This window comes from Kitasatospora sp. NPDC002965 (assembly GCF_040611255.1).
In the GTDB taxonomy this organism is placed as follows: Bacteria; Actinomycetota; Actinomycetes; order Streptomycetales; family Streptomycetaceae; genus Kitasatospora.
The window spans coordinates 13618-39299 of the sequence record NZ_JBEXNT010000002.1 but is presented as its reverse complement, the minus strand read 5'-3'; the positions used below and the strand labels follow the sequence as shown (position 1 = coordinate 39299).

The 25682-nt window shown below is 73.9% G+C and carries 21 protein-coding genes; 15 read left to right on the top strand and 6 right to left on the bottom strand.

Annotated elements, in window-relative coordinates; genetic code table 11:
* Positions 1-237: 237 nt before the first annotated feature.
* Entirely contained in the window at positions 238-816 is a 579-nt protein-coding gene (locus ABZY91_RS01165; protein ID WP_329949644.1) for a TetR/AcrR family transcriptional regulator, read from the bottom strand.
* A 92-nt stretch (positions 817-908) separates the two neighbouring features.
* Here ABZY91_RS01165 and ABZY91_RS01160 point away from each other — a divergent pair, with 92 nt between their 5' ends.
* Positions 909-1355, top strand: a complete 447-nt coding sequence (locus ABZY91_RS01160) for a DUF1772 domain-containing protein (protein WP_355398905.1) — start codon at positions 909-911, stop codon at positions 1353-1355.
* Between the two features lie 499 nt (positions 1356-1854).
* Here the strand turns inward: ABZY91_RS01160 and ABZY91_RS01155 are convergent, their stop codons facing one another.
* Positions 1855-2247, bottom strand: coding sequence for a VOC family protein (locus tag ABZY91_RS01155; RefSeq protein WP_329884739.1), 393 nt, complete (start codon positions 2245-2247; stop codon positions 1855-1857).
* Between the two features lie 129 nt (positions 2248-2376).
* Here ABZY91_RS01155 and ABZY91_RS01150 point away from each other — a divergent pair, with 129 nt between their 5' ends.
* Positions 2377-3267 (top strand): LysR family transcriptional regulator, encoded by an 891-nt coding sequence (locus tag ABZY91_RS01150; RefSeq protein WP_355398902.1) that lies wholly within the window; start codon positions 2377-2379, stop codon positions 3265-3267.
* Between the two features lie 244 nt (positions 3268-3511).
* On the opposite strand, the gene ABZY91_RS01145 is transcribed toward ABZY91_RS01150, so the two are convergent.
* From ABZY91_RS01145 to ABZY91_RS01135, 3 genes are all read right to left on the bottom strand, one after another.
* A complete protein-coding gene (locus ABZY91_RS01145) occupies positions 3512-4252 on the bottom strand; it encodes a hypothetical protein (RefSeq protein ID WP_355398901.1) in 741 nt (246 codons plus the stop codon).
* Positions 4253-4515: 263 nt separating this feature from the next.
* Positions 4516-5760, bottom strand: coding sequence for a metallophosphoesterase (locus tag ABZY91_RS01140; protein WP_355398899.1), 1245 nt, complete (start codon positions 5758-5760; stop codon positions 4516-4518).
* Positions 5761-5908: 148 nt separating this feature from the next.
* Entirely contained in the window at positions 5909-7066 is a 1158-nt protein-coding gene (locus ABZY91_RS01135; RefSeq protein ID WP_329884734.1) for a LacI family DNA-binding transcriptional regulator, read from the bottom strand.
* Positions 7067-7398: 332 nt separating this feature from the next.
* Here ABZY91_RS01135 and hisC point away from each other — a divergent pair, with 332 nt between their 5' ends.
* The 8 genes from hisC (at position 7399) to ABZY91_RS01095 (ending at position 15944) form a co-directional block, all read left to right on the top strand.
* A complete protein-coding gene (gene hisC, locus ABZY91_RS01130) occupies positions 7399-8469 on the top strand; it encodes a histidinol-phosphate transaminase (protein ID WP_329884733.1) in 1071 nt (356 codons plus the stop codon).
* A 340-nt stretch (positions 8470-8809) separates the two neighbouring features.
* The gene (locus ABZY91_RS01125) at positions 8810-10303 is read left to right on the top strand and encodes a biotin/lipoyl-binding protein (protein ID WP_355398896.1); all 1494 of its coding nucleotides are present in this window, start codon (positions 8810-8812) and stop codon (positions 10301-10303) included.
* On the top strand, positions 10303-11106 hold the full coding sequence (locus ABZY91_RS01120; RefSeq protein ID WP_329949652.1) for an ABC transporter ATP-binding protein: 804 nt from the start codon (positions 10303-10305) through the stop codon (positions 11104-11106). The genes ABZY91_RS01125 and ABZY91_RS01120 overlap by 1 nt, the downstream gene beginning before the upstream one ends.
* Positions 11103-12314, top strand: coding sequence for an ABC transporter permease (locus ABZY91_RS01115; protein ID WP_355398894.1), 1212 nt, complete (start codon positions 11103-11105; stop codon positions 12312-12314). Before ABZY91_RS01120 ends, ABZY91_RS01115 begins: the two co-directional genes overlap by 4 nt.
* A 16-nt stretch (positions 12315-12330) precedes the next feature.
* Entirely contained in the window at positions 12331-12984 is a 654-nt protein-coding gene (locus tag ABZY91_RS01110; RefSeq protein WP_355398892.1) for a hypothetical protein, read from the top strand.
* Between the two features lie 290 nt (positions 12985-13274).
* A complete protein-coding gene (locus ABZY91_RS01105) occupies positions 13275-14054 on the top strand; it encodes a response regulator transcription factor (RefSeq protein WP_329884728.1) in 780 nt (259 codons plus the stop codon).
* Positions 14055-14074: 20 nt separating this feature from the next.
* Positions 14075-15628 carry a HAMP domain-containing sensor histidine kinase gene (locus ABZY91_RS01100; protein WP_355398890.1) on the top strand — a complete coding sequence of 518 codons (1554 nt, stop codon included), beginning with the start codon at positions 14075-14077 and terminating at the stop codon, positions 15626-15628.
* A gap of 121 nt (positions 15629-15749) precedes the next feature.
* Positions 15750-15944, top strand: coding sequence for a hypothetical protein (locus ABZY91_RS01095; protein ID WP_355398888.1), 195 nt, complete (start codon positions 15750-15752; stop codon positions 15942-15944).
* On the opposite strand, the gene ABZY91_RS01090 is transcribed toward ABZY91_RS01095, so the two are convergent.
* Positions 15922-16602 carry a helix-turn-helix transcriptional regulator gene (locus ABZY91_RS01090; protein WP_355398886.1) on the bottom strand — a complete coding sequence of 227 codons (681 nt, stop codon included), beginning with the start codon at positions 16600-16602 and terminating at the stop codon, positions 15922-15924. The two genes, ABZY91_RS01095 and ABZY91_RS01090, sit on opposite strands and share 23 nt — an antisense overlap.
* Before the next feature lie 57 nt (positions 16603-16659).
* Here ABZY91_RS01090 and ABZY91_RS01085 point away from each other — a divergent pair, with 57 nt between their 5' ends.
* From ABZY91_RS01085 to cydD, 5 genes are all read left to right on the top strand, one after another.
* Positions 16660-17553, top strand: coding sequence for an oxidoreductase (locus ABZY91_RS01085; protein ID WP_329949657.1), 894 nt, complete (start codon positions 16660-16662; stop codon positions 17551-17553).
* Positions 17554-17698: 145 nt separating this feature from the next.
* A complete protein-coding gene (locus ABZY91_RS01080; RefSeq protein ID WP_355398883.1) occupies positions 17699-19090 on the top strand; it encodes an oxygenase MpaB family protein in 1392 nt (463 codons plus the stop codon).
* A 369-nt stretch (positions 19091-19459) separates the two neighbouring features.
* The gene (locus ABZY91_RS01075; RefSeq protein WP_355398881.1) at positions 19460-21004 is read left to right on the top strand and encodes a cytochrome ubiquinol oxidase subunit I; all 1545 of its coding nucleotides are present in this window, start codon (positions 19460-19462) and stop codon (positions 21002-21004) included.
* Between the two features lie 124 nt (positions 21005-21128).
* Positions 21129-22154, top strand: a complete 1026-nt coding sequence (gene cydB / locus ABZY91_RS01070; protein ID WP_329884721.1) for a cytochrome d ubiquinol oxidase subunit II — start codon at positions 21129-21131, stop codon at positions 22152-22154.
* Between the two features lie 4 nt (positions 22155-22158).
* Positions 22159-25671 carry a thiol reductant ABC exporter subunit CydD gene (gene cydD, locus ABZY91_RS01065; protein ID WP_355398879.1) on the top strand — a complete coding sequence of 1171 codons (3513 nt, stop codon included), beginning with the start codon at positions 22159-22161 and terminating at the stop codon, positions 25669-25671.
* The last annotated feature ends 11 nt before the right edge of the window (positions 25672-25682 follow it).

Sequence of the window (25682 nt, the reverse complement as noted above, 5' to 3'; positions counted from 1 at the left end):
GTTTGCTTACCAAGAGACGGCCGTCACTGCCGTGCAACGGGGCGTCGGCCCGGACGGCAGCCGTGTGGTTCGGGTGCCGCTGACCCGTTTCGCCGGGGGCTTGACGGGTCGCGGCGAACGTTGACCGCGGGCGGATTCGGGTTCGGGTTCGGGGTCGTGTCGGGGTCGTGTCGGGGCGGGGACTCGTAGACGGGCAGCCGGGAGGGCCTGCGGCTGCCCGTCCGTCCGACCGGGGTGTCAGATCACGGCGAGTCGGTCCACCAACAGCTCCACCCTCTGCTCGGCTTCGGCCGGCGGCAGCCGTCCCGCCCGGGTCAGGGTGGCCAGCCCGTGCAGGGCCGCCCAGAACACCTCGGTGAACAGCCCCGGGTGGACGCCCTCCCCGGCGACCTCGCCGAGGCTCTCCAGCAGGGCGGCGAAGGCGTCCTTCAGCGGCGCCGGGGTGTCCTCGGCCGCGAAGGCCAGACCGCCGTCGAGCTGGAACATGGCGTCGTAGACCGCCGGGTGGCGTTCGGCGAAGTCGAGGTAGGTGCGGGCGAGAGCGGTGACCCGGGTGCGGGGGCCGTCGGCGGCCGAGGTCGCGGCCCGCAGCGCCGCGGCCATCTCGGCGGCACCCTCCAGGGCGACGGCCCCGATGATCTCGCGCTTGCCGCGGAAGTGGCTGTAGAGGACGGGCTGGCTGTACTCGATGCGCTCGGCGAGCCGGCGGGTGGTGACCGCGTCCCAGCCCTGTTGCTCGGCGATTTCGCGGGCCGTTGCCACGATGAGGTGCTCGCGGGCCGCCCGTTCGCGTTCCTTGCGTTCCTGTACCGACATGACCTGATTCTAGCACCGCTAGACAAGTGAGCGGCAGTAGTACTAGCGTTGCTCTCATCACCTAGCGGCGCTAGATCCCAGGAGGGGTCATCATGCTCGACGCACTCAAGGTCGTCACCATCGTGGTTGTCGGAGTGATGGTGGGGGTGGAGTTCTCCGTCGCCTTCGTCGTCAACCGGATCCTCGGCGCACTGCCCGAGGAGAGCTACCAGCTCGGCCGCGCCCACGGTGGCCGGATGCTCGGCGCCCTGATGCCGGTCTGGTACTTCACCTCCCTCGCCCTGAGCGCCGTGTGGGCCGTAGCCGGATGGCACCGCCCGGGCGTCGGCCTCGTCGTGACCGCCGCCGCACTGCTGGTCATCAGCGTGCTCATGTCGGTCCTGCTGCTCGTCCCGATCAACAACCGGAGCAAGACGTGGACCCCCGAGAACCGGCCCGCGGACTGGAGGGAGCAGAGCGACCGCTGGGACCGCTTCCACTACGCCCGCGTCGCCGTCATCGTCGCCGCCTTCACCCTCCTGGCCACCGCCCTCGCCTGACCTCGCGGACCGGGACACCGGTCCCGACCGGCGCTGCCTGCGGTGTGGTTCACGGGCGTTGGTGCCCAGGCCGCTCCCCAGCAGCTGCCGGAGCTTGTCGTCGACCGGCCCGCCCTTGTCGAAGGTCCTCGCGTCGGTGAGCACCTGCCGCACCAGGTCCGGGTGGCACACCGCACAGGCTCTGCGCGGCCCGAGTCCGATCTCGACGAGGTCGCCGTGTCGTGGGAGCGATCGCAGGAACGCGAGCGGGCGGCGCCGGAGTTGCCACGCGTGCCCGAGGAGCGGCACCGGGTCGGTGAGATCCGTGACGACCTGCCGGTGCGGACCCCGCTGCACCGGCTGACGGAGGCCGCGCAGCGGAGCGCGACCCCCCGCCGGGGACGGGCGGCGCCGGTGCGCGGGATCCCCCGGGGCTCGAATCGAGCGCGCCGGGCCCCCGGGCCGCCGCGCCCTCGGCCCGTTCCGGGCGCCCCCGCCGACGGGCGGGGTCAGGTCGGGGTCAGGCGGCGTCCTCGGGGTACCAGCGGAGTTCGACGGTGTTGCCGTCCGGGTCCTGCACGTACACGGACGTCGCGGTGCCGCGTGCGCCGTAGCGGGGGACGGGGCCTTCGAGGACGGTGAAGGTGCCGGCGTCGATGACCTCCTGCCAGTCCAGCGGTTCGACGGTCAGGCAGATGTGGTCGACGTTGGACTCGCCCCGGGGGCGGCTGATCAGGTCGATGATGGTCTCGGGGGTGATCCGGATCGACGGGAAGGGGGCCTCGCCGGCCCGCCACTCGTCGACGCGGACGGGCGCCAGGCCGAGCAGCCCGCCGTAGAACTCCAGCGAGCGCTCGATGTCGCGGACGTTGAGCACGAGGTGGTCGAAGGCCTTGACGCGGAGGGCGGTCACGGTGGCTCCAGTCGGGGAGAGGCGGTGGCGGTTCGTGTCCTCTACGATCCGCCGGGCGGCCGTCGCCATCAAGGCGGGATCGGCCAAGGATCGTTGAGCCGGGCTAAACGCCGGGGAGGGGCGGGGCCGGTGCTGGAACGGTTGGAGGTCGAGATCTTCCTGACGCTCGCCGAGGAACTGCACTTCGGGCGGACGGCGGAGCGGTTGCTGCTCACCACGGGGCGGGTCAGCCAGGTGGTGCGGCAGCTCGAACGGCGGGTCGGCGGGCCGCTGTTCGAGCGGACCAGCCGGACGGTGCGGATCACGCCGGTGGGGCGGCGGCTCGCGGACGACCTGGCGCCGCTGGTGGCGGGGATGGACGAGGCGGTCCGGCGGGCGGTGGACGCGAACCGGGGCGTCACCGGCGAGCTGCGGGTCGCCTTCCTCGGGGAGGGGACGGCGCCGGTGCTGCTGAAGGCGGTGGCGCTGTTCGCCGAGCGGCACCCGGACTGCCGGGTGGACGTCCGCGAGGCCCAGCTGGCGAACACCCGGTCCAGCCTGCTGGACGGCTCCGTGGACGTCCTGATCGCGTCCTACCCGTTCGACGGGATGGCCTGCGGGCCGGTGCTGATGACCGAGCGCCGGGTGCTGGCCGTGGCGGCCGGCCACCCGCTGGCGGAGCGGGAGTCGGTGTCGCTGGAGGTCCTCGCGGACCACCCGGTGGTGCAGTACCCGGCGGTGACCTCGGTGGCGTTCAAGCGGGACCGCACGCCGGACCGCACGCCGTCGGGGCGGCCGGTGCCGAAGGGGCCGGCCGGCGGGACCTTCTCCGAGATGCTCACCCTGGTCGCCCTCGGCCGGGGCGTGCTGCCGGTCGGCGAGCACTCCCGGCGGTACTACCCGCGCCCGGATCTCGCCTACGTGCCGATCCACGACGCGCCGCCGATCGAACGCGGGCCGGTCTGGTCGGAGGGCAACACCACGGCGCGGGTGCGGGAGTTCGTCCGGGCGGCGGCGGACGCCGCGGCAGCGGGTGACTGACCGGGTGACTGACCGGGTGGCTCCGGCGGCCCGGGTGGCCCGGTGGACCGGCCGGTTCCGACGATTCCAGCGAGGGGTGGCCGGAGGCGTCGTCGCGGCGGGCGGACCGTCTCCCCCCGCCGGGGGAGGTCCGTCGCGGGCCCTCCTCCGGTCGGGCCGGCCGGGGAGGGCCGCACCGCACCGGGCCGCACCGGGCCGGCCGGACCGGACCCCGGACGGACGCCGCCCCGGGCGCCGGCGGACCTCAGACGTCGTCGGGGCCGGTGAGGGCGCGCGAGGTGAGCCCGTTGCCTCCGGGGGCGCCGTCCGGCCCGCCGGCCCGGGCGGCGGCGGCCAGGTACGAGGGCAGGGCCCGTTCGCGCAGCGCGCGCTGCCAGTCGCGCCGGGCGTCGGCGAGTTCGGCGGCGAGGTCAGGGTCGGCGCCGGCCGGGACGGGTGCGGCGGAGCCGTCCCGCAGGGCGGTGAGGATCAGTCCGACGATGCCCACGGCCATCGCGGCCACCCCGGTGGCGAGCGCCAGCCACCCCGCGGTGAGCAGGGAGCGGCCCAGGGCGAGGTCCGGGTCGGCGGCCCGGAGGCCGTAGCCGAGCAGGAGCAGCACCAGCGCGGCGGCCCAGGCGAGGATCGGGGTGAGCACGGTGAGCACCGGGAGGAGTCCGGCACCGCCGTCGGACGAGCTCAGCTGGGCGAGCAGGCCGGGCGCGGTGGCTTCGCCGGACGGGCCGACCGGCCCGTCGGGGGGCGGTGTGCTGCGCAGGTTCTCGCGCAGCCGCAGGTAGTGCTCGTACTCGGTGGCCGCGGGTGCGGCGGCGGTGTCGGCGTCGTGCAGCGCGCGGTCGCGCAGTCGGTCGGTGGTGGGCGCGCCGGGCGCGCGGAGGACGGTGAGGACGGTGTCGTCGCGCAGTGCTTCGTCCAGGAGGCGCTCGAAGTCCGGGCGGTCCTCGGCGAGCAGGTGCGGGGCGTCGTTCATGGGGACCCCGTTCATGCAGAACCCCGTTCGCTCCGCCTCGTGGGCGTGGGGGCGGGGCACGGGAGACGGGCCGCCACACGGGCGGCCGGGTGTGGTGTGTCCCTGATGGTAGGGGCGGGTGGGGCCGGATCGACAGTGGCTTTCCGGAATTTCGCGCCCCGGCCGCGCGGGCGCGACCGCCCGGGCGCCGGGAACGCCTGTTCGGTTGACGCCGCGTCAAACGGCAGGGACCGGACCGTGAACGGTCCGGTCCCTGCTGCCGGGTGCCCGGCCGGACGTCAGATGGGCAGCCGTGCGACGAGCAGGCGGCCGTCCATGGTGACGCCGCCGTCCATGGCGACGGCGAGGTCGTCCGCGTAGACGTACGGGCCGGGGATGTGCGGCGGCATGCCGTCGTCCGAGTGGACCGCGCCGGTGAGGTACGGGATCGGGCTGTGCCCGTGCACGACGCGCGCGCCGCCGTAGGAGGCCAGCAGCTCGCGGACGGCCGTCGGGCCGGCGTCGCCGCGGAAGGCGAACCGCTTGGTGAACCGCCGGAAGCAGTCCCACCACTCGTCGACGCCCTCGTCGGCGAGCAGGTCGTGGACGGCGTCGTTGACCTCGGCGATGGACTCGCCGTACTCCAGGTACGCGGTGGTGTCGGAGTGCAGCAGCAGGTGGTCGTCCTCCAGCGCGATCGCGGGCAGCCGGGAGAGCCAGCTGATGTGGTGCGTCTCCAGCCGTTCCAGGTCGTGCTGCTGGCCGCCGTTGAGCCGCCAGGCGGCGAGGAAGGAGGCGGTGCCGGCGGTGGACTGGACGGGCTCGTCGCCGTACCTGGCCGCGCCGAGGAAGAGCAGCTCGTGATTGCCCATCAGCGCGCGGCAGTAGCCGCCGGCGGCGGCGGCCTCGGCGGCGAGCTGCATGACGAGGTCGATGACGCCGATGCCGTCCGGACCGCGGTCGGTGAAGTCGCCGAGGAACCAGATCCGGGAGCGTCCGGCGGACCAGTGGCCGTCGGCGTCGACCAGTCCCTGGTGGCGCAGGGCGGCGAGGAGTTCGTCGAGGTAGCCGTGGACGTCGCCGACGACGTAGAGCGGGCCGGGCGGCTCGCCGGGGCCGGGGGCCGGGTAGGGGTGGTAGGGCAGGCCGGGTTCGGCGAGCGGGGGGCCGAGTTCGATGGTCGGCGGGTCGTCGCTCTGCCGTTCCTGCTGCTCGGGGTGGCCCTGGTGGCCGCCGTTGCCGCCGTGGGCGGTCGCGGGGTGGTCGGACAGGGCCGGTGGCTCGTAGCCCTGGTGCCCGCCGTGCCCCCCGTGGCCGTCCCCGGCCCCGTGGCCGTGCTCGGTCCCGGGGACCGGCCAGTGCTGTTCGAGGTAGCGGGCGCCGCCGTAGCCGCTGTACGTCTCGGCCTCGTACGGGGCCTCGGAGTAGCCGCTGGCGGGCTCTGGTTCGTAATAGGTGCCGTATGGCAGCACGTCGAGGTCCGGCTGGTGGCGGGGGCCTGAGTCCGGGTGTTCAGGCCCGGGGAAGCGGTCCTCGGGTGTCATTCGCCCATCATAGGAAGACCACTCTCCCGGCGTCGTCACCTGGTGGGTATCCAATCCTCCGGAGCGTCAGCCGGGCGGTCCGTCAGGTCCGTTTTGTCCCGACTGGGCATGGTCTAGACCGCGACCCCGAGGGGGCGCCGTCCCGGGGTCACACCTCGCCCGGCAAGCGGGGCGGGCTGACCGTGGTGCGCGGGCTCCGTCGTTGCGAGGAGGCGCGGACGATGAGCTCGGTGGGCATCAGGGTGCCGGGCGGCGGGCCGGTGCCGGCGGTGCGGAAACGGGGCGGGAAGAGCCGGGCGATGTCGACGCCGGTGCCGGAGTCCACTCCTTCGATGGCGTCGATGAGCAGGTTCACCACGGTGGTGCCGATCCGGCGCGGCTTGAGCGAGAGCGTGGTGATCGGCGGCTCGGTGGTGGCGTAGACGTCGCTCTCGCTGCAGCAGACCAGGAGCAGGTCGTCCGGCACCCGCAGGCCGTACCGGCGGGCCGCGGCGAGCAGGTCGGTGCCGTTGGGGTCGAAGAGGCCGTAGACGGCGTCGGGTCGGTCGGGGCGGGCGAGCAGCCGGTCGGCGGCGACGGCGCCGGCGGCCGGGTCGTGCGCGGGGTAGGTCTCGTAGACCGGCTCCTGGCCGACCTTGGCGCACCAGCCGAGGTAGGCCTCGGTGGAGAGCCGGGTGTAGGTGTCGGTGCTGGTGCCGGTGAGCAGGCCGATCCGGCGGGCGCCGGCCTCGGAGAGGTGGTCGAGGATGCCGAGCACGGCGGCCTCGTGGTCGTTGTCGACCCAGGCGGTGACCGGGCAGTTGCCGGGCTTGCCGTCGCTGACCACCGGGACGCCGGACCGGTACAGCTCGCTGACCAGCGGGTCCTGGTCCGGCGGGTCGATCACCACGGTGCCGTCGAGCGCGATGTTGCCCCAGACGTCGTGCCGGGAGGACGCGGGCAGCACCACCAGCGCGTAGCCACGGCCGAGGGCCGCGCTGGTGGCGGCCCGGGCCATCTCGGCGAAGTAGGCGAATTCGGTGAAGGTGAACGGCTCTTCGCCGTAGGTGGTGACGGTCAGCCCGATCAGGCCGGACCGTCCGGTGCGCAGGGTTCGGGCGGCCGCCGAGGGGCGGTAGCCGAGGCGCTCGGCGACTTCGCGCACCCGGCTTCTGGTCTCGTCGGGCAGGCGGCCCTTCCCGTTCAGCGCGTCGGAGACGGTGGTGATCGACACTCCGGCGGCTGCTGCCACATCCCGGATGCCGGCCCGCTCAAGACGCCGTGAGGTGGTGGGCCGCCGACCGCTCTGGTTGGCTGCTGCTGTCATGGCGGACCGATCGTATGGCTCCTGACAAGGGTCTGTGACCGGCGCATCGGGAGCCCTCGGAGATACGTTTCTCCACGAGTGAGCCGGTGCGCGCCCCTTCGATACCCGCACGAAACCAGCCGTCTTACCTCTGACATGTGCCATAGGAACCCGACAGAATGGCTGATCTGCGCCGGTAACCCGACCGGGCATCTCACTCCTACGGGTGAGCGCTGTCGGTATCGTTCAAGGCACCCGACCGGGGTGGACCGGGTGCGTTCCGACTTCCCGGGCACGGCGGCGATCCCGACCGTGGCGGGCGAACGCAGCGGATACAACGAAGGAGAACGACCGTGACCGCAGCACAGGGCCCCCGCCTCAGGCCGACCCTGGACGGCATCCCCACCTACAAGCCCGGCAAGCCCGCCGGTGCCGACGCCTACAAGCTGTCCTCCAACGAGAACCCGTACGAGCCGCTGCCCGGCGTGCTGGAGGCCGCGGTCACCGCCGCCGGCAAGCTCAACCGGTACCCGGACATGGCCGTCACCGAGCTGACCGCCGAGCTGGCGAAGCACTTCGGCGTCCCGGCCGAGCACATCGCCACCGGCACCGGCTCGGTCGGCGTCGCCCAGTCGCTGATCCTCTCGACCGCCGGCCCCGGCGACGAGGTGATGTTCGCCTGGCGCTCCTTCGAGGCCTACCCGATCATCACCCAGGTCGCCGGCGCGACCCCGGTGCCGGTGCCGCTGACCGAGGGCGGTGACCACGACCTCGACGCGATGCTCGCCGCCGTCACCGAGCGGACCCGGCTGATCTTCGTCTGCAACCCGAACAACCCGACCGGCAACGTGATCCACCGCGCCGAGCTGGAGCGCTTCCTGGACGCGGTCCCGGCCGAGATACTGATCGTCATCGACGAGGCGTACATCGAGTTCATCCGCGACCCCGAGGTGCCCAACGGCATCGACCTCTACCGGGACCGCCCCAACGTCTGCGTGCTGCGCACCTTCTCCAAGGCGTACGGCCTGGCCGGCCTGCGGGTCGGCTTCGCCATCGCGCACGAGCCGGTCGCCAACGCGCTGCGCAAGACCGCGGTGCCGTTCGGCGTCACCCAGCTCTCCCAGGACGCGGCCGTCGCCTCGCTGCGCGCCGAGGACGCCCTGATGGTCCGGGTGGACGCGCTGGTCGAGGAGCGGAACCGGGTGGTCGCCGGGCTGCGCGCCCAGGGCTGGGAGATCCCGGACTCGCAGGCCAACTTCGTCTGGCTGGCGCTCGGTGAGCGCTCGCAGGACTTCGCGGCCGCGTGCGCCGAGGCCGGCGTGATCGTCCGGCCGTTCCCGGAGGGCGTGCGGATCTCGATCGGCGAGGTCGAGGGCAACTCGATCTTCCTCGCGGTGGCGGAGGCGTTCCGCAAGGAGCTCTGACCGTCCGGTCCGCGACGGTGGTCCCGGGAGCCGGGTCCGGCAGCAGCTGCCGGACCCGGCTCCTCCCGTTCCGGTCCCGCTCCGCCCTCCCGGCGCGCCGCGTCGGCCGGGAGGACCCCGGGAGGACCCCGGGAGGACCTCGGGAGGACCCCCGGGAGGATCGGGAGAGGCTGTGGATGGCTGGGAGGCCGCTGGGAGATCGGTCAACGGCCGGTGCGACGGCGGCCAAGCCGGGTGCCCGGGCCGGGTGGGCCGTGCGGGATTGCCCCGGTTCGGCCGGTCAGCGTTCTCCCAGCCGGCGTACAGGACGACCCAAGAGCGCCCCGGGAAGCTGTCCGCCATGAAGGTGTTCCCGCGACGGCGAGGTGCCGTCCTCGTCAACTCCGCGCTCGGCGTGGCCCTGCTCGGTGCGGCCGCCCTGGCGTACACCACGCTGGACGACGGCTCCGCCCGGCAGACCGCCAAGGCCCCGGCCCGCACGGCGACCGTGACCAGGGGCACCGTCCTGGCCACGGTGTCCGGAACCGGCACCCTGGCGTCGCCGACCGACGCGGCCCAGGACTTCGCCACCGGTGGCCGGCTCACCGCCGTCAGCGTCGCGGTCGGCGACACGGTGACCAAGGGCCAGGTGCTGGCGACGGTCGACACCACCGCGGCCCAGCAGCAGGTGGACGCCGCGCAGTCGGCGCTGACCACGGCCGACGCCAACCTGACCAAGGCCCGGGCGGGCGTCACCACGACGACCGTCCAGCAGTTGCCGGCGAAGGCCGCGGCCGCGGGGTCCGGTTCGTCCGCGGGTTCGGCGGGCGGCGGAGCGGCGGGCGGCGGAGCGGGCGGCCGAGGGGCGGGCGGGAGCAGCGCGTCCGCCCCGCAGGCCGACCCGTCCGCGCAGGCCAGTCCGTCCGCGCAGGCCGCCGTCCAGGCGCCGCAGGCCGCCGTGCCGGAGCCGCAGACCACGACGATCAGCACCACCAAGGTCGACGGGGCGGCGGTCGCCCAGGCCGAGCAGCAGCTCGCCACCGCCCGGACCAACCTGGCCAACGCCCAGGCGGCCCTGGCCGGGACGACGCTCACCGCCTCGGTGGACGGCACGGTCGCCTCCGTCTCGGCGAAGGCCGGCGACACCGTCGGTGCGACCGGCAGCGGCTCCACCGCCGCCAAGTCCGCCTCCTCCGGCACCACCGCGCCCAGCGGCTTCATCGTGCTGACCAACCCGACCGGGATGCAGGTCACCGCCAACTTCTCCGAGCTGGACTCGCTGAAGCTGAAGAAGGGCGAGGCGGCCACCGTCACGCTGAACGCGCAGTCCGACACCAAGCTCAACGCCACCGTGCTGGCGGTCAGCCCGCTGCCGGTGAGCGGCAGCGGCGGGGGCTCGGCCGCCGTCCAGTACGCGGCGACGCTCGGGATCACCGGGGACACCAGCAAGCTGCGCACCGGTCTCAGCGCGACCGTCTCGGTGGTCACCGGCGAGGCGGCCGACGCGCTCTCGCTGCCCACGGCGGCCCTGTCCGGCACCGGCGCCGACCGGACGGCCACCCTGGTCCACCCCGACGGCGCCACCGAGCGGATCACCGTGGGCGTGGGCGTCGAGGGTGACACCACCGTGCAGGTGGTCTCCGGGCTGAGCGAGGGCGACCAGGTCGAGCTGGCCTCGACCAGCGGGTCGAACGGGTTCCCCAACGGCTCCTTCCCGGGCGCCGGCGGGGGTCAGGGCGGCCGGAACGGAGCCGGTGCGGGTGCGGGGGGCGCCGGTGCGGGTGTGCCCGGAGCCGGCGGCGCGGCGGGCGGCGCTGCGGGCGGCGCGGGCACCGGCCGGGGTGGTGGCCGCTGATGGCGCGCGGGACCCTCCCGGCCCGGACGGGCACGGCTCCGCCGGTCATCCGGATCCGCCGGCTCACCAAGTCCTACGGCCACGGCGACGCGACCGTGCACGCCCTGCGGGGCCCGGACGACCCGGCCACCGGCGCGCCGCAGGGCGTCGACCTCGACATCGAGCAGGGTGACTTCGTCGCGGTGATGGGCAGCTCGGGATCCGGCAAGTCCACGCTGATGAACATCCTCGGCTGCCTCGACGTGCCCACCTCCGGCCACTACCTGCTGGACGGCACCGACGTCGGTCACCTGGACGAGCGGCAGCTCTCGCTGGTCCGCAACCGCAAGATCGGCTTCATCTTCCAGTCCTTCAACCTCGTCCCCCGCACCACCGCCCTGGCCCAGGTCGAGCTCCCGCTCGCCTACGCGGGCGTCCGGGCCGCCGAGCGGCGCCGCCGGGCTCTCGCGGCGCTCTCACTGGTCGGCCTGGCCGAGCGCGCCGGGCACCGGCCCAACGAGCTCTCCGGCGGTCAGCAGCAGCGCGTGGCCGTGGCCCGGGCGCTGGTCACCGCACCCGCGATGCTGCTCGCCGACGAGCCCACCGGCAACCTGGACAGCCGCTCGACCGGCGAGGTGCTCGCGATCATCGACGGCCTCAACGCCACCGGCCGCACGATCGTCCTGATCACCCACGAGGACGAGGTCGCGCGGCACGCCAAGCGGGTGATCCGGCTGGTGGACGGCGCGGTCGTCGCCGACGTCCGGCAGGCCCCGGCGGACGGGCCGCCGCCCGCCCTGCGCCGGGCGGAGGTGTCCGCGTGATCGTCTGGCAGATGCTCCGCTTCGCCGTCGGCGGTCTCGCCGCCAACAAGGTGCGCTCCGCCCTCACCGTGCTGGGCGTGCTGATCGGCGTCGCCGCGGTGATCCTGCTGCTCGCCGTGGGCAACGGGTCCTCGGTCGCGGTCAAGGAGTCGATCACCTCGCTCGGCACCAACGCGCTGACCGTCACGTCCGGGGCGTCCTCCGGCGGGCAGCGGGCCGCCGCCGGGGCCAAGAAGCTCACGGTCGCCGACGCCAGGGCACTGGCGACCGACGCGGACGCGCAGGCGGTCAAGTCCGTCGCCCCCGTGGTGACGGCCTCCGGCACCGCCCTGTACGGCGACATCTCGTACAGCCCCGGGTCGATCGTCGGCACCTACCCCGCGTACTTCGAGACCGCCAACCAGAGGATCGCGCACGGCGAGTACTTCACCCCGGACGACGTCCTCAACTCCCGCAAGGTCGCGGTGCTCGGGTCGACCACCGCCCGGCAGCTCTTCGCCGCCGCCGACCCGGTCGGGAAGACGGTCACCGTCGGGGGAACGCCGCTCACCGTGGTCGGCGTGCTCCGGGCCAAGGGCGGCTCCGGCTTCACCGACCCGGACGACGTGCTGATCGCCCCGCTGCCGACGGTGCAGAACGCGTTCACCGGCTTCGGCGCCGTCAACCAGATCCTGGTGCAGGCGAGTTCGGCGGAGTCCACCACCGCGGCGCAGGCCGAGATCACCCGCGTCCTGCTCGGTACCCACGCGATCGCCGACCCGAGCAGGGCGGACTTCCGGATCAGCAGCCAGGCCTCGCTGCTCACCGCCCGCGAGTCCACCACCAGGACCTTCACGGTCCTGCTCGGCGCGGTCGCGGCGATCTCGCTGCTGGTCGGCGGCATCGGCATCACCAACATCATGCTGGTCACCGTCACCGAGCGGACCAGGGAGATCGGCATCCGCAAGGCGCTCGGCGCCCCGCGCGGGGTGATCCTCGGGCAGTTCCTCACCGAGGCGACCCTGCTGTCGGTGATCGGCGCCGGGCTCGGGGTGCTGGTCGGGATCGCCGGCTCGCACGTCAGGATCGTCGGCATCGAGCCGGTGGTGATCCCCGAGTCGGTGCTCGGAGCGTTCGGCATCGCCGTCGCCATCGGTCTGTTCTTCGGCAGCTACCCCGCCAACCGGGCCGCCTCGCTGCGCCCCATCGACGCCCTCCGCCACGAGTGACCAAGGACCGCAGACCATGAGCCACGAGATCGAGCCGCGCACCCCCGCCGAGCAGGTCACCCTGCTCGCCACCCCGCCGGACGCCCGGGACGTCTCCGCGGAGCTGGCCGCACCGCCACGCCGCCGGCTGCCCTGGGTGACGCTCGTCCTCGCCGGGGCGGTGATCGCCACGGCCGCGTTCGCCGGTGGCGCCTGGTACCAGCGGGACCACGGCTCCGAGGGCTCCGGGCGGACGGCCGCCTCCGGCGGGCAGCAGCCCCGGGCGGCGGCGAGCGGCTTCGGGGCCAACGGCAACCGCAGGAACGGCCAGGGCGGCCAGGGCGGCCAGGGAACGGGGGCCGGTCAGGGCGGTCAGGGCGGTCAGGGCGGCTTCACCCGGGGCACCGTCAAGGCCGTGGACGGCACCACCGTCTACCTGACCGACGCCAACGGCAACACCGTGAAGGTGACCACGGGCGACACCACCAAGGTCCAGCTCAACAAGGAGGGCAAGGTCGCCGACCTCCAGCCCGGTCAGAGCGTCACCGTGGTCGGCACCCCGGCCGCCGACGGCGGCTACGCCGCGACCCAGCTGGTCCAGGGCGCCACCGGTTTCGGGGCGGGCGGCTTCGCCGGTGCCGGTGCCGTACCCGGGGCCGGAGCCGGCACCAGGAACCCGTCCGGGGGCTGAACCCGGCCCGGCAACCCCGGACGACGACCCCGCGCGGCCCGGCCGAAACCTCCCCGGGGGGCCGGGCCGCGCGGCCCCCGGACCGCCCGCCCCCGGGCCGTTCGCTCCCGGCCCGGGGGCCTCCCGGAGCCGTGCGCACACCATCCAGGCGGACCCTGTGGGCCCGGCCGCCTAAAACCGCCCGATAAGGTGTTAATCCAACATTCATCGATGGCTCATACCCTCCCCGGGCTAGCCTCGATCCGAATGTCATCGTCCGACCGGGAGGCGGAACCCCCGTGCAAGGCACTGTGTCCACAGCAGGAACCCCGGCGGTGAACGGCGGCGGTCCTGGGGAGGCCTTCCTCCTGGTCGTCGACGACGAACCGAACATCCGCGAGCTGCTCTCCGCCTCGCTCCGCTTCTCGGGCTTCCGGGTCGCCTCCGCCGCCAGCGGCGCCGAGGCGCTCGAACTGATCGCGGCCGAGCGGCCCGACCTGGTCGTCCTCGACGTGATGCTCCCCGACCTCGACGGCTTCACCGTCGTCGAACGGCTCCGCGAGCAGACCAGCCGCGGCCTCATAGCCGGGCCCGTCCACGGCCATCCCGGCGACCACCTGCCGGTGCTGTTCCTCACGGCCAAGGACGGGGTCGGTGACAAGGTCCAGGGCCTGGCCGTCGGCGCCGACGACTACGTCACCAAGCCGTTCAGCCTGGAGGAGCTGATCGCCCGGATCCGCGCGATCCTGCGCCGCTCCGGCGGACCGGCCGAGGACGGCCGGCTGATCGTCGCCGACCTGACCCTCGACCCGGTCGCCCACGAGGTCACCCGCGGCGGCGCCCCCGTCGCGCTCTCCCCGACCGAGTTCAAGCTGCTGCACTACCTGATGGCCAACGTCGGCCGGGTGGTCTCCAAGGCTCAGATCCTCGACCACGTGTGGGCCTACGACTTCGGCGGCGACCTCTCCATCGTCGAGTCGTACATCTCCTACCTGCGCCGCAAGCTCGACTCGGGCCCGGCCCACGGCCCCAAGCTGATCCACACCGTGCGCGGCATCGGCTACGCGCTGCGCCGTCCGCCGCAGGCCTGACAGCCCCGCCCCGCCCCCGTATGCGCCGCCTGCTGCTCTCGCTGCCCGCCCTGCTCCGCCGTCCGTCCCGGACGCTCGGCCGGCTGTCGCTGCGCGCCCGCCTGCTGGTCCTCGCGCTCGTCCTGGTCACCACCGGCCTGGTGGTCAGCGACGCCGTGGTCCTCGGCACGGTGCGGGTCCAGCTGGTCCAGCGGCTCGACGAGCAGCTGCAGCGGTTCGGCGAACCGCTCGCGCACCGCGCCCCGTCCCGGGTGAACTGGCAGGAGAACAAGCAGCAGTCGCCCTCCCCCGGCGCCAAGCGCGCCGCCCCGCAGTACCTGGCCGCGCTGCCCAGCCAGTACCTGGTCCAGTACCTCTCGGCGGACGGCAAGGTGCAGCTGGTCGTCCGCCAGCCCGTCTCCGAGAACGACCCGGCACCGCAGCTGGCCGGCCTCGAACCGGCCGCCACCGACCCCGACACCCCCTTCGACCTGCCCGACCAGCGCGGCCGGCGCACCTGGCGGGCACTGGTCCTGCCGCTCCAGCGCCCGCCGGCCCAGCCCAGCATGTTCGCCGCCCCCGCCCCCACCCCCTCCTACCTGATGGTCGCCGTCTCCCGCGAGGACATCGACGGCACCGTCGCCCGGCTGCACACCGCCTTCGTCGGCATCGGCGGCGCGGTGCTCGTCCTGATCGCCGCGCTCGGCTTCTTCGCCGTCCGGGCCGGGCTGCGTCCGCTGAGCCGGATCGAGGAGGGCGCCGAGCGGATCGCCGCCGGGGAGCTCTCCCACCGGATGCCCGAGTTCGACCCGCGGACGGAGGTCGGCCGGCTGTCCGTCGCGCTCAACGGCATGCTCACCCAGATCGAGGCCGCGTTCGCCGCCCGGGCCGAGTCCGAGGCCCGGATGCGGCGGTTCGTCGCCGACGCCTCGCACGAGCTGCGCACCCCGCTGGCCGGGATCCGCGGCTTCGCCGAGCTCTACCGGATGGGCGCGCTCCCCACCGAGGCCGACGTCAAGCGCACCATGGGGCGGATCGAGAACGAGGCCGTCCGGATGGGCACGCTGGTCGAGGACCTGCTGGTGCTGGCCCGGCTCGACGAGGAACGCCCGCTCGACCTCGCCCCCATGGACCTGCGCACCCTCGCCGCGGACGCCCTGCACGACCTCACCGCCCTCGACCCGTCCCGCCCGGTCGCGCTCACCGGCCCCGCCGGCACCGGCGCGCCCGGACCCGCGCCCGTGCTCGGCGACGAGGCCCGGCTCCGTCAGGTGGTCACCAACCTGGTCGGCAACGCCGTCAAGCACACCCCGCCCGGCACCCCGGTACGGATCGGCGTCGGCACCGACGGCGGTCTCTGCCTGCTGGAGGTCGCCGACTCCGGGCCCGGTCTCACCGCGGACCAGGCGGCCCTGGTGTTCCACCGCTTCTACCGGGTGGACGCCTCCCGCAGCCGCCCCGACAAGCGCGGCGGGGCCGGTCTCGGCCTCGCCATCGCGACGGCCCTCACCCACGCCCACGGCGGCACCCTCACCCTCCACACCGCCCCGGGCGCCGGCGCCACCTTCCGCCTGGAACTTCCCCACCAGCGCTGAAACCCCCCGGTCGGGTGAACCCCGATCGTCCACTGCGGAGGGCCATGGATGTTCCCGAGGGCTTCCACGCGGAGATCCTTGAGGGAGCCATCCAGACGTCACCCGCGGGCGGGCCCGGCACATGACGATCAACCGGCGGATCGTCGACGACTTCGACGACGGCGGCGCCGTCACCGTCCTCACCGGCCCCGATTCCGGGCGCGGCGCCTACGCCTGCTCGGTGCGGACCCCGTACGGGGAGGGCGCGGTGATCCCCGAGGGGCCGGCGAAGGGCTTCGTGATCGGGCCGGACGTCACCGGGGCGCGTCGGGGGTGAGCGGCTCGTCGAGGAGTCCCTGGGCGAGCAGGCCGGCCTGGAAGCGGGAGGTGGCGCCGAGGGACGTCATCAGGTCGGCGACCCGGCGGCGGTAGGTGCGCAGCGAGACGCCGAGCAGGCGGGCGCCGGTCTCGTCGGTGTGGCCGGCGGCGAGGGCGCGCAGGATGTGGCGGGCCTGTTCGGTCAGCGGGGTCGGGGCGGGGGTGCAGTCGGCGAGGTCGGTGGCCGTCTCCCAGGTGGCGCGGAAGAGGGAGCGCACGCCGTCGACGACCTCCGGGGTGTTCACCACGGTGTACGTGCGGACGCCGCGGACGGGGGCTCCGGCCAGGATCGCGGTGCGCCGGTCGATGATGATCGCCTCGCGGGTGAGCGGGCCGTCGGAGATCCGGACCTCGATGCCGGAGGCGGCGATCCGCAGCAGCCGCCGGTGCGACTCGGGATCGGCGAGGGCACGCCGGGTGTAGAGCTTGCGCATGGTGAGGCCGGGGACGACGTGCGGCCGCTTGCCCTCGCGGAAGGCCGCGTTGACGCCGGCCGACCAGGTCATCAGATCGGCGGCGGCGACCAGGAACTCCTCGTGCGAGGCGACGAAGAGGTGGCCGGCCCGTCGGACGAGTTCGCTCTCGCCGTGCAGGGTGATGATCCGATCGGTGCTCATGGCAGCAACCTGCCAGATCGGAGGGCGGCCCCGCGAGCCCGCCCGAGGCTTGGTGCCATGACGACCACACCCGATGTCTCCGCGGCCGGCACCTTCCACCTCGGCGGCGACCTGCCGGTGTCCCGGATGGGATTCGGCGCGATGAAGCTGCCCTCCCACGACTGGGACGGCCCCGCCTGCGACCCCGGGCAGAGCCGCGAGGTGCTGCGCCGGGCGGTCGAGCTCGGCATCGACCACATCGACACCGCCTGGTTCTACTTCCACCGGGACGTCTCCGCCAACGGTCTGATCCGGCAGGCCCTGCACCCGTACCGGGACGACCTGGTGATCGCCACCAAGGTCGGACCGGGCCGCGACCCGGAGGGGAACTGGCTCCTCCCGGCCGACCGGGAGGGCCTGCGCGCGGCCGTCCACCGCAACCTGCGGGAGCTCGGCGTGGACCGGCTGGACCTCGTCTACCTGCGCCGGATGCCCAGTCAGTCCTCGATCGCGGAGCCCTTCGCGGCCCTGGCCGAGCTGCGGGCGGAGGGCCTGATCCGGCACCTCGGCGTCAGCAACGTCGACGCCGCCCAGCTCGCCGAGGCGGAGGCGCTCGCGCCGGTGGTCGCCGTGCAGAACAAGTTCAGCGTGCTGGAGCACACCGAGGCCGGCGACCGGCTGTTGGCCGACTGCGAGGCGAAGGGCATCGCGTTCGTCCCCTTCTACCCGCTCGGTGGCACCGGGGTGCCCGACCACCCGGCCCTGCGCCGGGTCGCGGAGCGCCACGGCGCCACCCGGGCCCAGGTGATGGTGGCCTGGCTGCTCGCCCTCTCGCCGGTGATCCTCGCGATCCCGGGCACCTCCTCGCCGGCCCACCTGGTGGAGAACATCGCCGCCGCGGGGCTGCACCTGGACGCCGCGGACCTCGCGGAGCTGGGGGCGCTCGCTGCGGAGCCCGTCGCGAGGACGTGAGCGGGGCCGGGGCGAGGTCTCCCGGGGGCCGGCAGAGCGCCAGCCGGTAGGACGATCCGACTAATCCAGTGGGCGTTTCCCCGACGGACCGCCGGGAATGCCGCCCCCGGCACGGGAAGGCCCAGCAGCCCCTTGGAGAGTCCGGATGGCGTCGAAACCCCCCACCAGCCCGGCGGCCGGACCAGCGGTCTCGTTCCGGCGCGACCTCGGCGAGTGGCGGATCGGGCTCGTCGCCTGGCGGCTGCTGGTGCTGCAGGCCTCCCACCCGGTCGTCGGGGCCGGGATGGCCGAGCACTCCACCTACCGGGGCCACCCGTGGCGCCGGATCGAACACACCCTCGGCAGCGGGCGCCGGCTGTTCCAGGCGGACGAGGAGCAGCTGTGGCGGGAGGTGCAGCGCCTCGACCGGGCGCACCGGCGGATCCGCGGGACGGGCGGGGACGGTCGCCCGTACGACGCCCACGACCCCGGCACCCGGGCCTGGGTGCTCCTCACCCTCTTCGAATCCGTCGTCACCATGCGGGAGTTGGGCGGAGACCCGTACAGCGGAGATGAACTCGAAGAGCTGTACCGGGAGTTCAGGGAGGTCGTGGGCGTTTTCGGGCTGCCCGACGGCGCGTTGCCACCGACCGCCGCCGACCTTCCGGCCTACCTGGTCCGGACGGCGGCCGAGGAGCTGGAGTTCACGGACGCGGCGCGGCACCTGCTGTACGAGATGCTGCACGAGGCCCCCTGCCCGCGCCGGCTGCGGTTCCTCGGGCCGGTCGGCTGGCGGCTGCTGCGGGCGGTGCTCGGGCGGCTGGTCACCGAGCTGACCGTCGCCGACCTCCCGCCGGTCTACCGGGAGCGGTTCGGGCTGGTCCGCACGCGCCGCGCGGCCCTCCTCTCCCGGCTGCTGCACCGCGGCGGGCGCGTCCTGATGACCGGGCTGCCCGACCGCTACCGCTACCGCTCCGCGGCCGGACGGCCGCCCGCCGCGCCCCGGCGGCCGTCCGGCCGGGACACCCGGCCGCCCCGGCTGGACCGCTTCTTCCGCGAGGTCCTCGACCAGACCGGCGACGGCCACCTCACCGTGCGCGACCTGCAGGCCATGGCGCACAACGTCTGCTGGCAGCTGGAACTCTCCGAGGACGGCGAGGCGCGCGTGTACACCGCCTTCGAGGTCTGGTGGGAGCAGCTGCGCGCGACCATGGACGCCGACGGCGACGGCCGGATCAGCCAGGCCGAGTTCGTCGCCGCGACCCTGGCCGGGTGCGACCGGGACCCGGCCTACCTGGAGGGCGGGCTGCTCCCCGCGCTGCGGGCCGTGCTGGCCGCCGCCGACACCGACCAGGACGGGCGGCTGGACTTCGCCGAGTACCGCGTGCTGTTCGGCAGCCGGCGCGTTCACCCGGCCGAACTGTCGCACGGGTTCCGCCAGTTGGACACCGACGGCGACGGTGTCATCACGGCGGACGAGTTCCTCCGTGCGTTCGTCGACTACTTCACCGCCCGGGCGGCCTCGGCCCCCGGCACCCAGCTGCTCGGCCGGGCCTAGCCGGTCCCGCCGCGCCGACCCGGCGGCACGCCCCCGCGCGGAGCGGCGCCCCCCCGGGATTGCGTCGTTCCGTACGGTCCGGACGTTGTCAATGTGCCGGATCGTCCAAGAAGCCACTTCCACCCGCCCGGCCGCTCGTTGTGGCCGGGCGGTCGGCTTCGCAGACTGTGCGCACGGCATCGCCGCCGGTCAGTGGCGGGCCTCACGCACCCCGCCCACCAATCACTCGTAAGGATGATGGATACTGATGCTTGTGAACGTGTTCACGTTCACAAGCGGACAAGCATGCGCGGTTGGGCAGCGGTCTACAGCTATAGATGAAGTTTGTCCGAAATGTGACCTCGACAGGTCGGTTGGAGAGAGGGCGACGTGGAACTGGCAATCGCTCACGAAACCATTGCGCGATGGCAATTCGGCATCACCACCGTCTACCACTTTCTCTTCGTCCCGCTCACCATCAGCCTCGCCGCCATCGTGGCCGGGCTGGAGACCGCCTGGGTGCGGACGGACAAGGAGAAGTACTTCCACGCCACCAAGTTCTGGGGCAAGCTCTTCCTGATCAACATCGCGATGGGCGTGGTCACCGGCATCGTCCAGGAGTTCCAGTTCGGCATGAACTGGTCCGACTACTCCCGCTTCGTGGGTGACGTGTTCGGCGCCCCGCTCGCGATGGAGGCGCTGATCGCCTTCTTCTTCGAGTCGACCTTCATCGGGCTCTGGATCTTCGGCTGGGACAAGCTGCCGAGGAAGCTGCACTGCGCCTGCATGTGGATGGTGTCGCTCGGCACCGTGCTCTCCGCCTACTTCATCCTGGCGGCCAACTCCTGGATGCAGCACCCGGTGGGCTACACGGTCGACCCGGTCACCGGGAAGGCCCAGCTCACCGACATCGTCCGGGTGCTCTTCCAGGACACCACCGTCACCGTCGTGCTGCACACCCTGACCGCGGCCTTCCTCACCGGCGCGGCGTTCATGGTCGGCATCGCCTCGTTCCACCTCTGGAAGGCCAAGCGCAAGCCGGAGACCGCGGACGTCAAGAAGGTCGCGGTGATGCGGACCTCGCTGCGGCTCGGCCTCGTCCTCGCGGTGGTCTTCGGTCTGGGCACCGCACTCAGCGGCGACTCGCTCGCCAAGGTGATGTTCCGCCAGCAGCCGATGAAGATGGCCGCCGCCGAGGCGCTCTGGGACGCCCAGGCCCCCGCGCCGTTCTCGATCTTCGCGGTCGGCGACGTCGGCAAGGGCCACAACTCGGTGGAGCTGGAGATCCCCGGGATACTGTCCTTCCTCGCCAACAGCGACTTCAGCTCCTCCGTCCCCGGCATCAACGACACCGCCAACGCCGAGGCGGCCAAGTACGGCGGCGACCCGAAGGACTACATCCCGAGCATCTTCGTCACCTACTGGGGCTTCCGCCTCATGATCGGCTTCGGGATGACCTCCTTCGTGGCGGGCGTGATCGGGCTCTGGACCACCCGGCGGAAGTGGCTCCTGGCCCCGGAGTTCCGCACCGGGGACACCGAGGTGCCGCGGCTGATGCTCACCCCGAAGCGCGAGCTCGGCCCGTTCCTCACCAAGTGGAGCTGGCGGATCGGCATCCTCACCATGGGATTCCCGCTGATCGCCAACAGCTTCGGCTGGATCTTCACCGAGATGGGCCGTCAGCCCTGGGCGGTCTTCGGTCTGATGACGACCGCCAGCGCGGTCTCGCCGAACGTCGGCATCGGCACCCAGATCGGCGCGCTGGCCACCTTCACCACGCTCTACGCGATCCTCGCCGTCGTCGAGGTGCGGCTGCTCGTCAAGTACGCGAAGGCCGGCCCGGTGACCTCCGAGCAGCCGCCCACCGAGGACCCGTCGCTGCGGGGGCCGTCCTCGGACGACGACGCCGACAAGCCGCTCGCCTTCGCCTACTGACGCCCCGGCAGCTGCACCGGCCGGCCCCGGGCAGCACCGCGGGCCGACCGCGGGCCGACCGCGAGCCACCGCAGACCACCGAGGACCACTGAGGACTACTGAGGATCGATAGGACCGATTGACCATGGAACTCCACGACGTCTGGTTCGTCCTGATCGCCGTCCTCTGGATCGGCTACTTCTTCCTGGAGGGCTTCGACTTCGGCATCGGCATCCTCACCAAGCCGCTCGCCCGCAACACCGCCGAGCGGCGGGTGCTGATCAACACCATCGGCCCGGTCTGGGACGGCAACGAGGTCTGGCTGCTGACCGCCGGCGGCGCGACCTTCGCGGCCTTCCCGGACTGGTACGCGACGCTGTTCAGCGGCTTCTACATCCCGCTGCTGCTGATCCTGGTCTGCCTGATCGTCCGCGGCGTGGCCTTCGAGTACCGGGCCAAGCGGCCGGAGCCGCGCTGGCAGCGGAACTGGGAGGAGGCGATCTTCTGGACCTCGCTGATCCCCGCCTTCCTCTGGGGCGTCGCCTTCGCCAACATCGTCCACGGCGTCGACATCGACGCGCAGAAGAACTACGTCGGCACCTTCTGGGACCTCCTCAACCCGTACGCGCTGCTCGGCGGGCTGGTCACGCTCAGCCTGTTCACCTTCCACGGCGCGGTGTTCGCCGCGCTGAAGACGGTCGGCGAGATCCGCGACCGGGCGCGGGCCATGGCGCTCGGGCTCGGCCTGACGGCGGCGGCGCTCGCCGCGGTCTTCCTGATCTGGACCCAGGCCGACAGCGGCAACGGCTGGAGCCTCGCCGCCCTGGTGATCGCCGTGCTCGCCCTGGTCGGCGCGCTGGTCGCCAACCAGCTGGGTCGCGAGGGCTGGGCCTTCGTCCTCTCCGGGGCGACCGTGGTGGCCGCGGTCGCGATGCTCTTCCTCTCGCTCTTCCCGGACGTCATGCCGTCCACCCTGAACGAGAGCTGGAGCCTGACCGTGACCAACGCCGCCTCCTCGGCCTACACGCTCAAGCTGATGACCGTGGTGGCCGCCGTCTTCACCCCGCTCGTGCTGCTCTACCAGGGCTGGACGTACTGGGTGTTCCGCAAGCGGATCGGCGTCCAGCACATCCCCGGGCACGACCCGGCCGCCGCGCTCGACCAGGCCTGACGCCGTGAAGCCCGTCGACCCCCGACTCCTCGGGTACGCCCGTACCACCCGGGCCTTCCTCGCCGGATCGGTCCTGCTCGGTGCGGCCGGCGCCGCCCTGGTGGTCGTCCAGGCGAGCCTGATCGCAGAGATCGTGGTCCGCGGCTTCCAGCAGGGGGCCGGGCTGGACGAGCTCGGCACGCCGCTGGCGCTGCTGGTGCTCACCGCGGTGGGCCGCGGGCTGGTCGGCTGGCTCACCGAACTGACCGCCCACCGGTCCGTCGCCCGGGTGAAGTCCACCCTGCGGCGCCGGCTGCTCGACCACGCCACCGCGCTCGGCCCGGCCTACCTGGCGGGCCGGCGCACCGGCGAGCTCACCGCCCTCGCCACCCGGGGCGTGGACGCGCTCGACGACTACTTCGCCCGCTACCTGCCGCAACTGGCGCTCGCCGTCGTCGTCCCGGTGATCGTGCTGCTGCGGATCGTCGGCGCCGACTTCGCCTCCGCCGCGATCATCGCGGGCACGCTGCCGCTGATCCCGCTCTTCATGGTGCTGATCGGTCTGGCCACCCAGTCGCGGATGGACCGGCAGTGGTCCGTCCTGTCACGGCTCTCGCACCACTTCCTGGACGTGGTCGCGGGGCTGCCCACGCTCAAGGTGTTCAACCGGGCCCGCGCCCAGGCCGCCACCATCGCCCGGATCACCGCCGACTACCGCCGGGCCACCCTGCGCACCCTGCGGATCGCCTTCATCTCCTCCTTCGCGCTGGAGCTGCTCTCCACCCTGTCGGTCGCGCTGGTCGCCGTCTCGATCGGCTTCCGGCTGGTCGACGGCACGCTCGACCTGGAGACCGGGCTGCTGATCCTGATCCTCGCCCCCGAGGTCTACGCCCCGATCCGGCAGGTCGGCGCGCTCTACCACTCCAGCGTCGAGGGGCTGACCGCCGCCGACGAGATCTTCCGGGTGCTGGAGACCGACCGGCCGGCCGCCGGCGTCACCCCGGCGCCCGCCCTGGCCGGGGCGACCGTCCGGCTGGAGGGGCTCACCGTCGCCTTCCCCGGCCGCACCGCGCCCGCCCTCGACGACGCCTCGCTCACCCTGCGCCCGGGCGAGACCGTCGCCCTCACCGGACCGAGCGGCGCCGGCAAGTCCACCCTGCTCGGCGTCCTGCTCGGCCTCACCGCCCCGGACGCCGGCACCGTCCGGATCACCGCCGCCGACGGGCGGACGTACGACCTCGCCGACCTCGCCCCGGAGAGCTGGCGGCGGCAGATCGCCTGGGTGCCGCAGCACCCGCACCTCTTCGCCGGCACCGTCGCCGAGAACGTGGCGCTCTACCGGCCGGACGCCCCCGACGCGGAGCTGCGGGAGGCGCTGCGGGCCGCGCACGCCCTCGACTTCGTGGAGCGGCTGCCGCAGGGGCTCGCCACCGTGCTCGGCGAGGACGGCGCCGGACTCTCCGCCGGGCAGCGGCAGCGGCTCGCGCTCGCCCGGGTCCTGCTCGCCGGCGACCGGCCGCTCGTCCTGCTCGACGAGCCGACCGCCAACCTGGACGGCGCCTCCGAGGCGGCGGTCGTCGACGCCGTACGGGAGCTGTCCGCCGACCCGGCGCGCACCGTGCTGCTGGTCGCGCACCGGCCCGCGCTGCTCGCGGCGGCCGACCGGCGGGCCCACCTGGCCGGTCCGGCGGTCGCTCCCGGGGGCCCGGTCGCCGCTCCGGCGGACGCGCTCGCGCACAGCGGGCGGCCGACCCCGGACGCCCCGGCGGCGGAGGACGACGCACCGGGGCCGGACGTGGTCCGGCCCCGGCTGGCGCTCTCCGTCCTGCTCGGCGCGCTCGCCCTCGGGTGCGCCGTCGCCCTGATGGCCACCTCCGGCTACCTCATCTCCTACGCCTCCGAGATGCCGCCCGTCCTCTACCTGATGATGGCCGTCACCTCGGTGCGCGCCTTCGGCATCGGCCGCAGCGTCTTCCGCTACGCCGAGCGGCTGGTCTCGCACGACGCCGTGCTGCGCACCCTCGGCACCCTGCGCGCCGCCGTCTACCGCAGGCTCACCGTGCTCGCCCCGGCCGGGCTGCCCGCCTTCCGGCGCGGCGACCTGCTCTCCCGGCTGGTCGCCGACGTCGACGCCGTCCAGGACCACTACCTGCGCTGGCGGCTCCCGGCCGCCGTGGCCGCCGTGGTGTCGCTGGCCGCGGCGGCGGCGATGGGTGCCTTCCTGCCCGCCGCCGGGCTGGTCCTCGGAGTCGGCCTGCTGCTGGCCGGCGCCGTCGTCCCGGCGCTGGCCGCCCGCTGGTCGGCCGGCGCCGAGCGCCGCCAGGCGCCCGCCCGGGGCCGGCTCGCCACCACCGTGGTCGACGCCCTCAGCGGGACGGCCGAGCTCACCGTGGCCGGCGCCCTGCCCGGCCGGCTCGCCGCCGTCCGGGCCGCCGACGCCACGCTGACCGGTCTCGCCGCCCGCTCGGCGACCACGGCCGCGCTCGGCACCGGCCTGATCTCCCTGCTCACCGGCGTCACGGTGGCCGCCGCGGCGGCCGTCGGCCTGCGCGGGGTCCAGGCGGGCACACTGGCGCCGGTCTGCCTCGCGGTGGTCGTGCTCACCCCGCTGGCGGCCTTCGAGGCGGTCACCGGGATGCCGCTCGCCGTCCAGGCCCGCCGGCGCAGCCGGGCGGCCTCGGCGCGGCTGGCCGAGGTGCTGGACGCGCCGCCCGCCGTCGCCGAGCCGGCCGTCCCGGCGGCGCTGCCGGAGCGGCCGCTCCCGATCGCGGTGCGCGGGCTGACCGCCCGGTACCCGGGGCAGCGGGTCGACGCGCTGGCCGGTCTCGACCTCGACCTCACCCCCGGCCGGCGGATCGCCGTGGTCGGGGCGTCCGGCTCCGGCAAGACGACGCTCGCCCAGGCGCTGCTCCGCTTCCTGGACCAGAGCGCCGGCAGCGTGGTCCTCGCCGCCGGCTGTCCACAGGCTGTGGACAGCCGGGAGCTCGCGGGGGACGACGTCCGCCGGGTGATCGGCCTCTGCGCCCAGGACGCGCACGTCTTCGACAGCTCGCTCCGGGAGAACCTGCGCCTCGCCCGGCCCTCGGCGGGCGAGGCGGAGCTGCGGGCCGCGCTCGCCGCGGCCCGGCTGCTGGACTGGACGCTGACCCTGCCGGACGGGCTGGACACCATGGTCGGCGAGCACGGCGCCCGTCTCTCCGGCGGTCAGCGGCAGCGGCTGGCGCTGGCCCGGGCGCTGCTCGCGGACTTCCCGGTGCTGGTCCTCGACGAGCCCGCCGAGCACCTGGACCTGCCCACCGCCGACGCGCTCACCGCGGACCTGCTGGCCGCCACCGCCGGGCGGACGACCGTCCTGATCACCCACCGGCTGGCCGGGCTGGACGACTCCACGGTGGACGAGGTGCTGGTGCTGGACGCCGGCCGGGTGGTCGAGCGGGGCCGGTGGTCGGAGCTGGTGGCCGAGCCGGGCGGGCGGCTGCGGGCGATGCGGGAGCGCGAGCGGGAGGCGGACGGCCTGCTGGTGCCGGTGGCGGCCTGACCGGCGACGGT

Coding starts and splice junctions, on each gene's coding strand:
- ABZY91_RS01140 (WP_355398899.1), bottom strand. CDS start 5,760: ATGACACCCGAGGACCGCTTCCCCGGGCCTGAACACCCGGACTCAGGC.
- ABZY91_RS01110 (WP_355398892.1), top strand. CDS start 12,331: ATGAGCCACGAGATCGAGCCGCGCACCCCCGCCGAGCAGGTCACCCTG.
- ABZY91_RS01100 (WP_355398890.1), top strand. CDS start 14,075: ATGCGCCGCCTGCTGCTCTCGCTGCCCGCCCTGCTCCGCCGTCCGTCC.
- cydB (WP_329884721.1), top strand. CDS start 21,129: ATGGAACTCCACGACGTCTGGTTCGTCCTGATCGCCGTCCTCTGGATC.
- ABZY91_RS01145 (WP_355398901.1), bottom strand. CDS start 4,252: ATGAACGGGGTCCCCATGAACGACGCCCCGCACCTGCTCGCCGAGGAC.
- ABZY91_RS01160 (WP_355398905.1), top strand. CDS start 909: ATGCTCGACGCACTCAAGGTCGTCACCATCGTGGTTGTCGGAGTGATG.
- ABZY91_RS01125 (WP_355398896.1), top strand. CDS start 8,810: ATGAAGGTGTTCCCGCGACGGCGAGGTGCCGTCCTCGTCAACTCCGCG.
- ABZY91_RS01095 (WP_355398888.1), top strand. CDS start 15,750: ATGACGATCAACCGGCGGATCGTCGACGACTTCGACGACGGCGGCGCC.
- ABZY91_RS01120 (WP_329949652.1), top strand. CDS start 10,303: ATGGCGCGCGGGACCCTCCCGGCCCGGACGGGCACGGCTCCGCCGGTC.
- ABZY91_RS01165 (WP_329949644.1), bottom strand. CDS start 816: ATGTCGGTACAGGAACGCAAGGAACGCGAACGGGCGGCCCGCGAGCAC.
- ABZY91_RS01090 (WP_355398886.1), bottom strand. CDS start 16,602: ATGAGCACCGATCGGATCATCACCCTGCACGGCGAGAGCGAACTCGTC.
- ABZY91_RS01085 (WP_329949657.1), top strand. CDS start 16,660: ATGACGACCACACCCGATGTCTCCGCGGCCGGCACCTTCCACCTCGGC.
- ABZY91_RS01080 (WP_355398883.1), top strand. CDS start 17,699: ATGGCGTCGAAACCCCCCACCAGCCCGGCGGCCGGACCAGCGGTCTCG.
- ABZY91_RS01135 (WP_329884734.1), bottom strand. CDS start 7,066: ATGACAGCAGCAGCCAACCAGAGCGGTCGGCGGCCCACCACCTCACGG.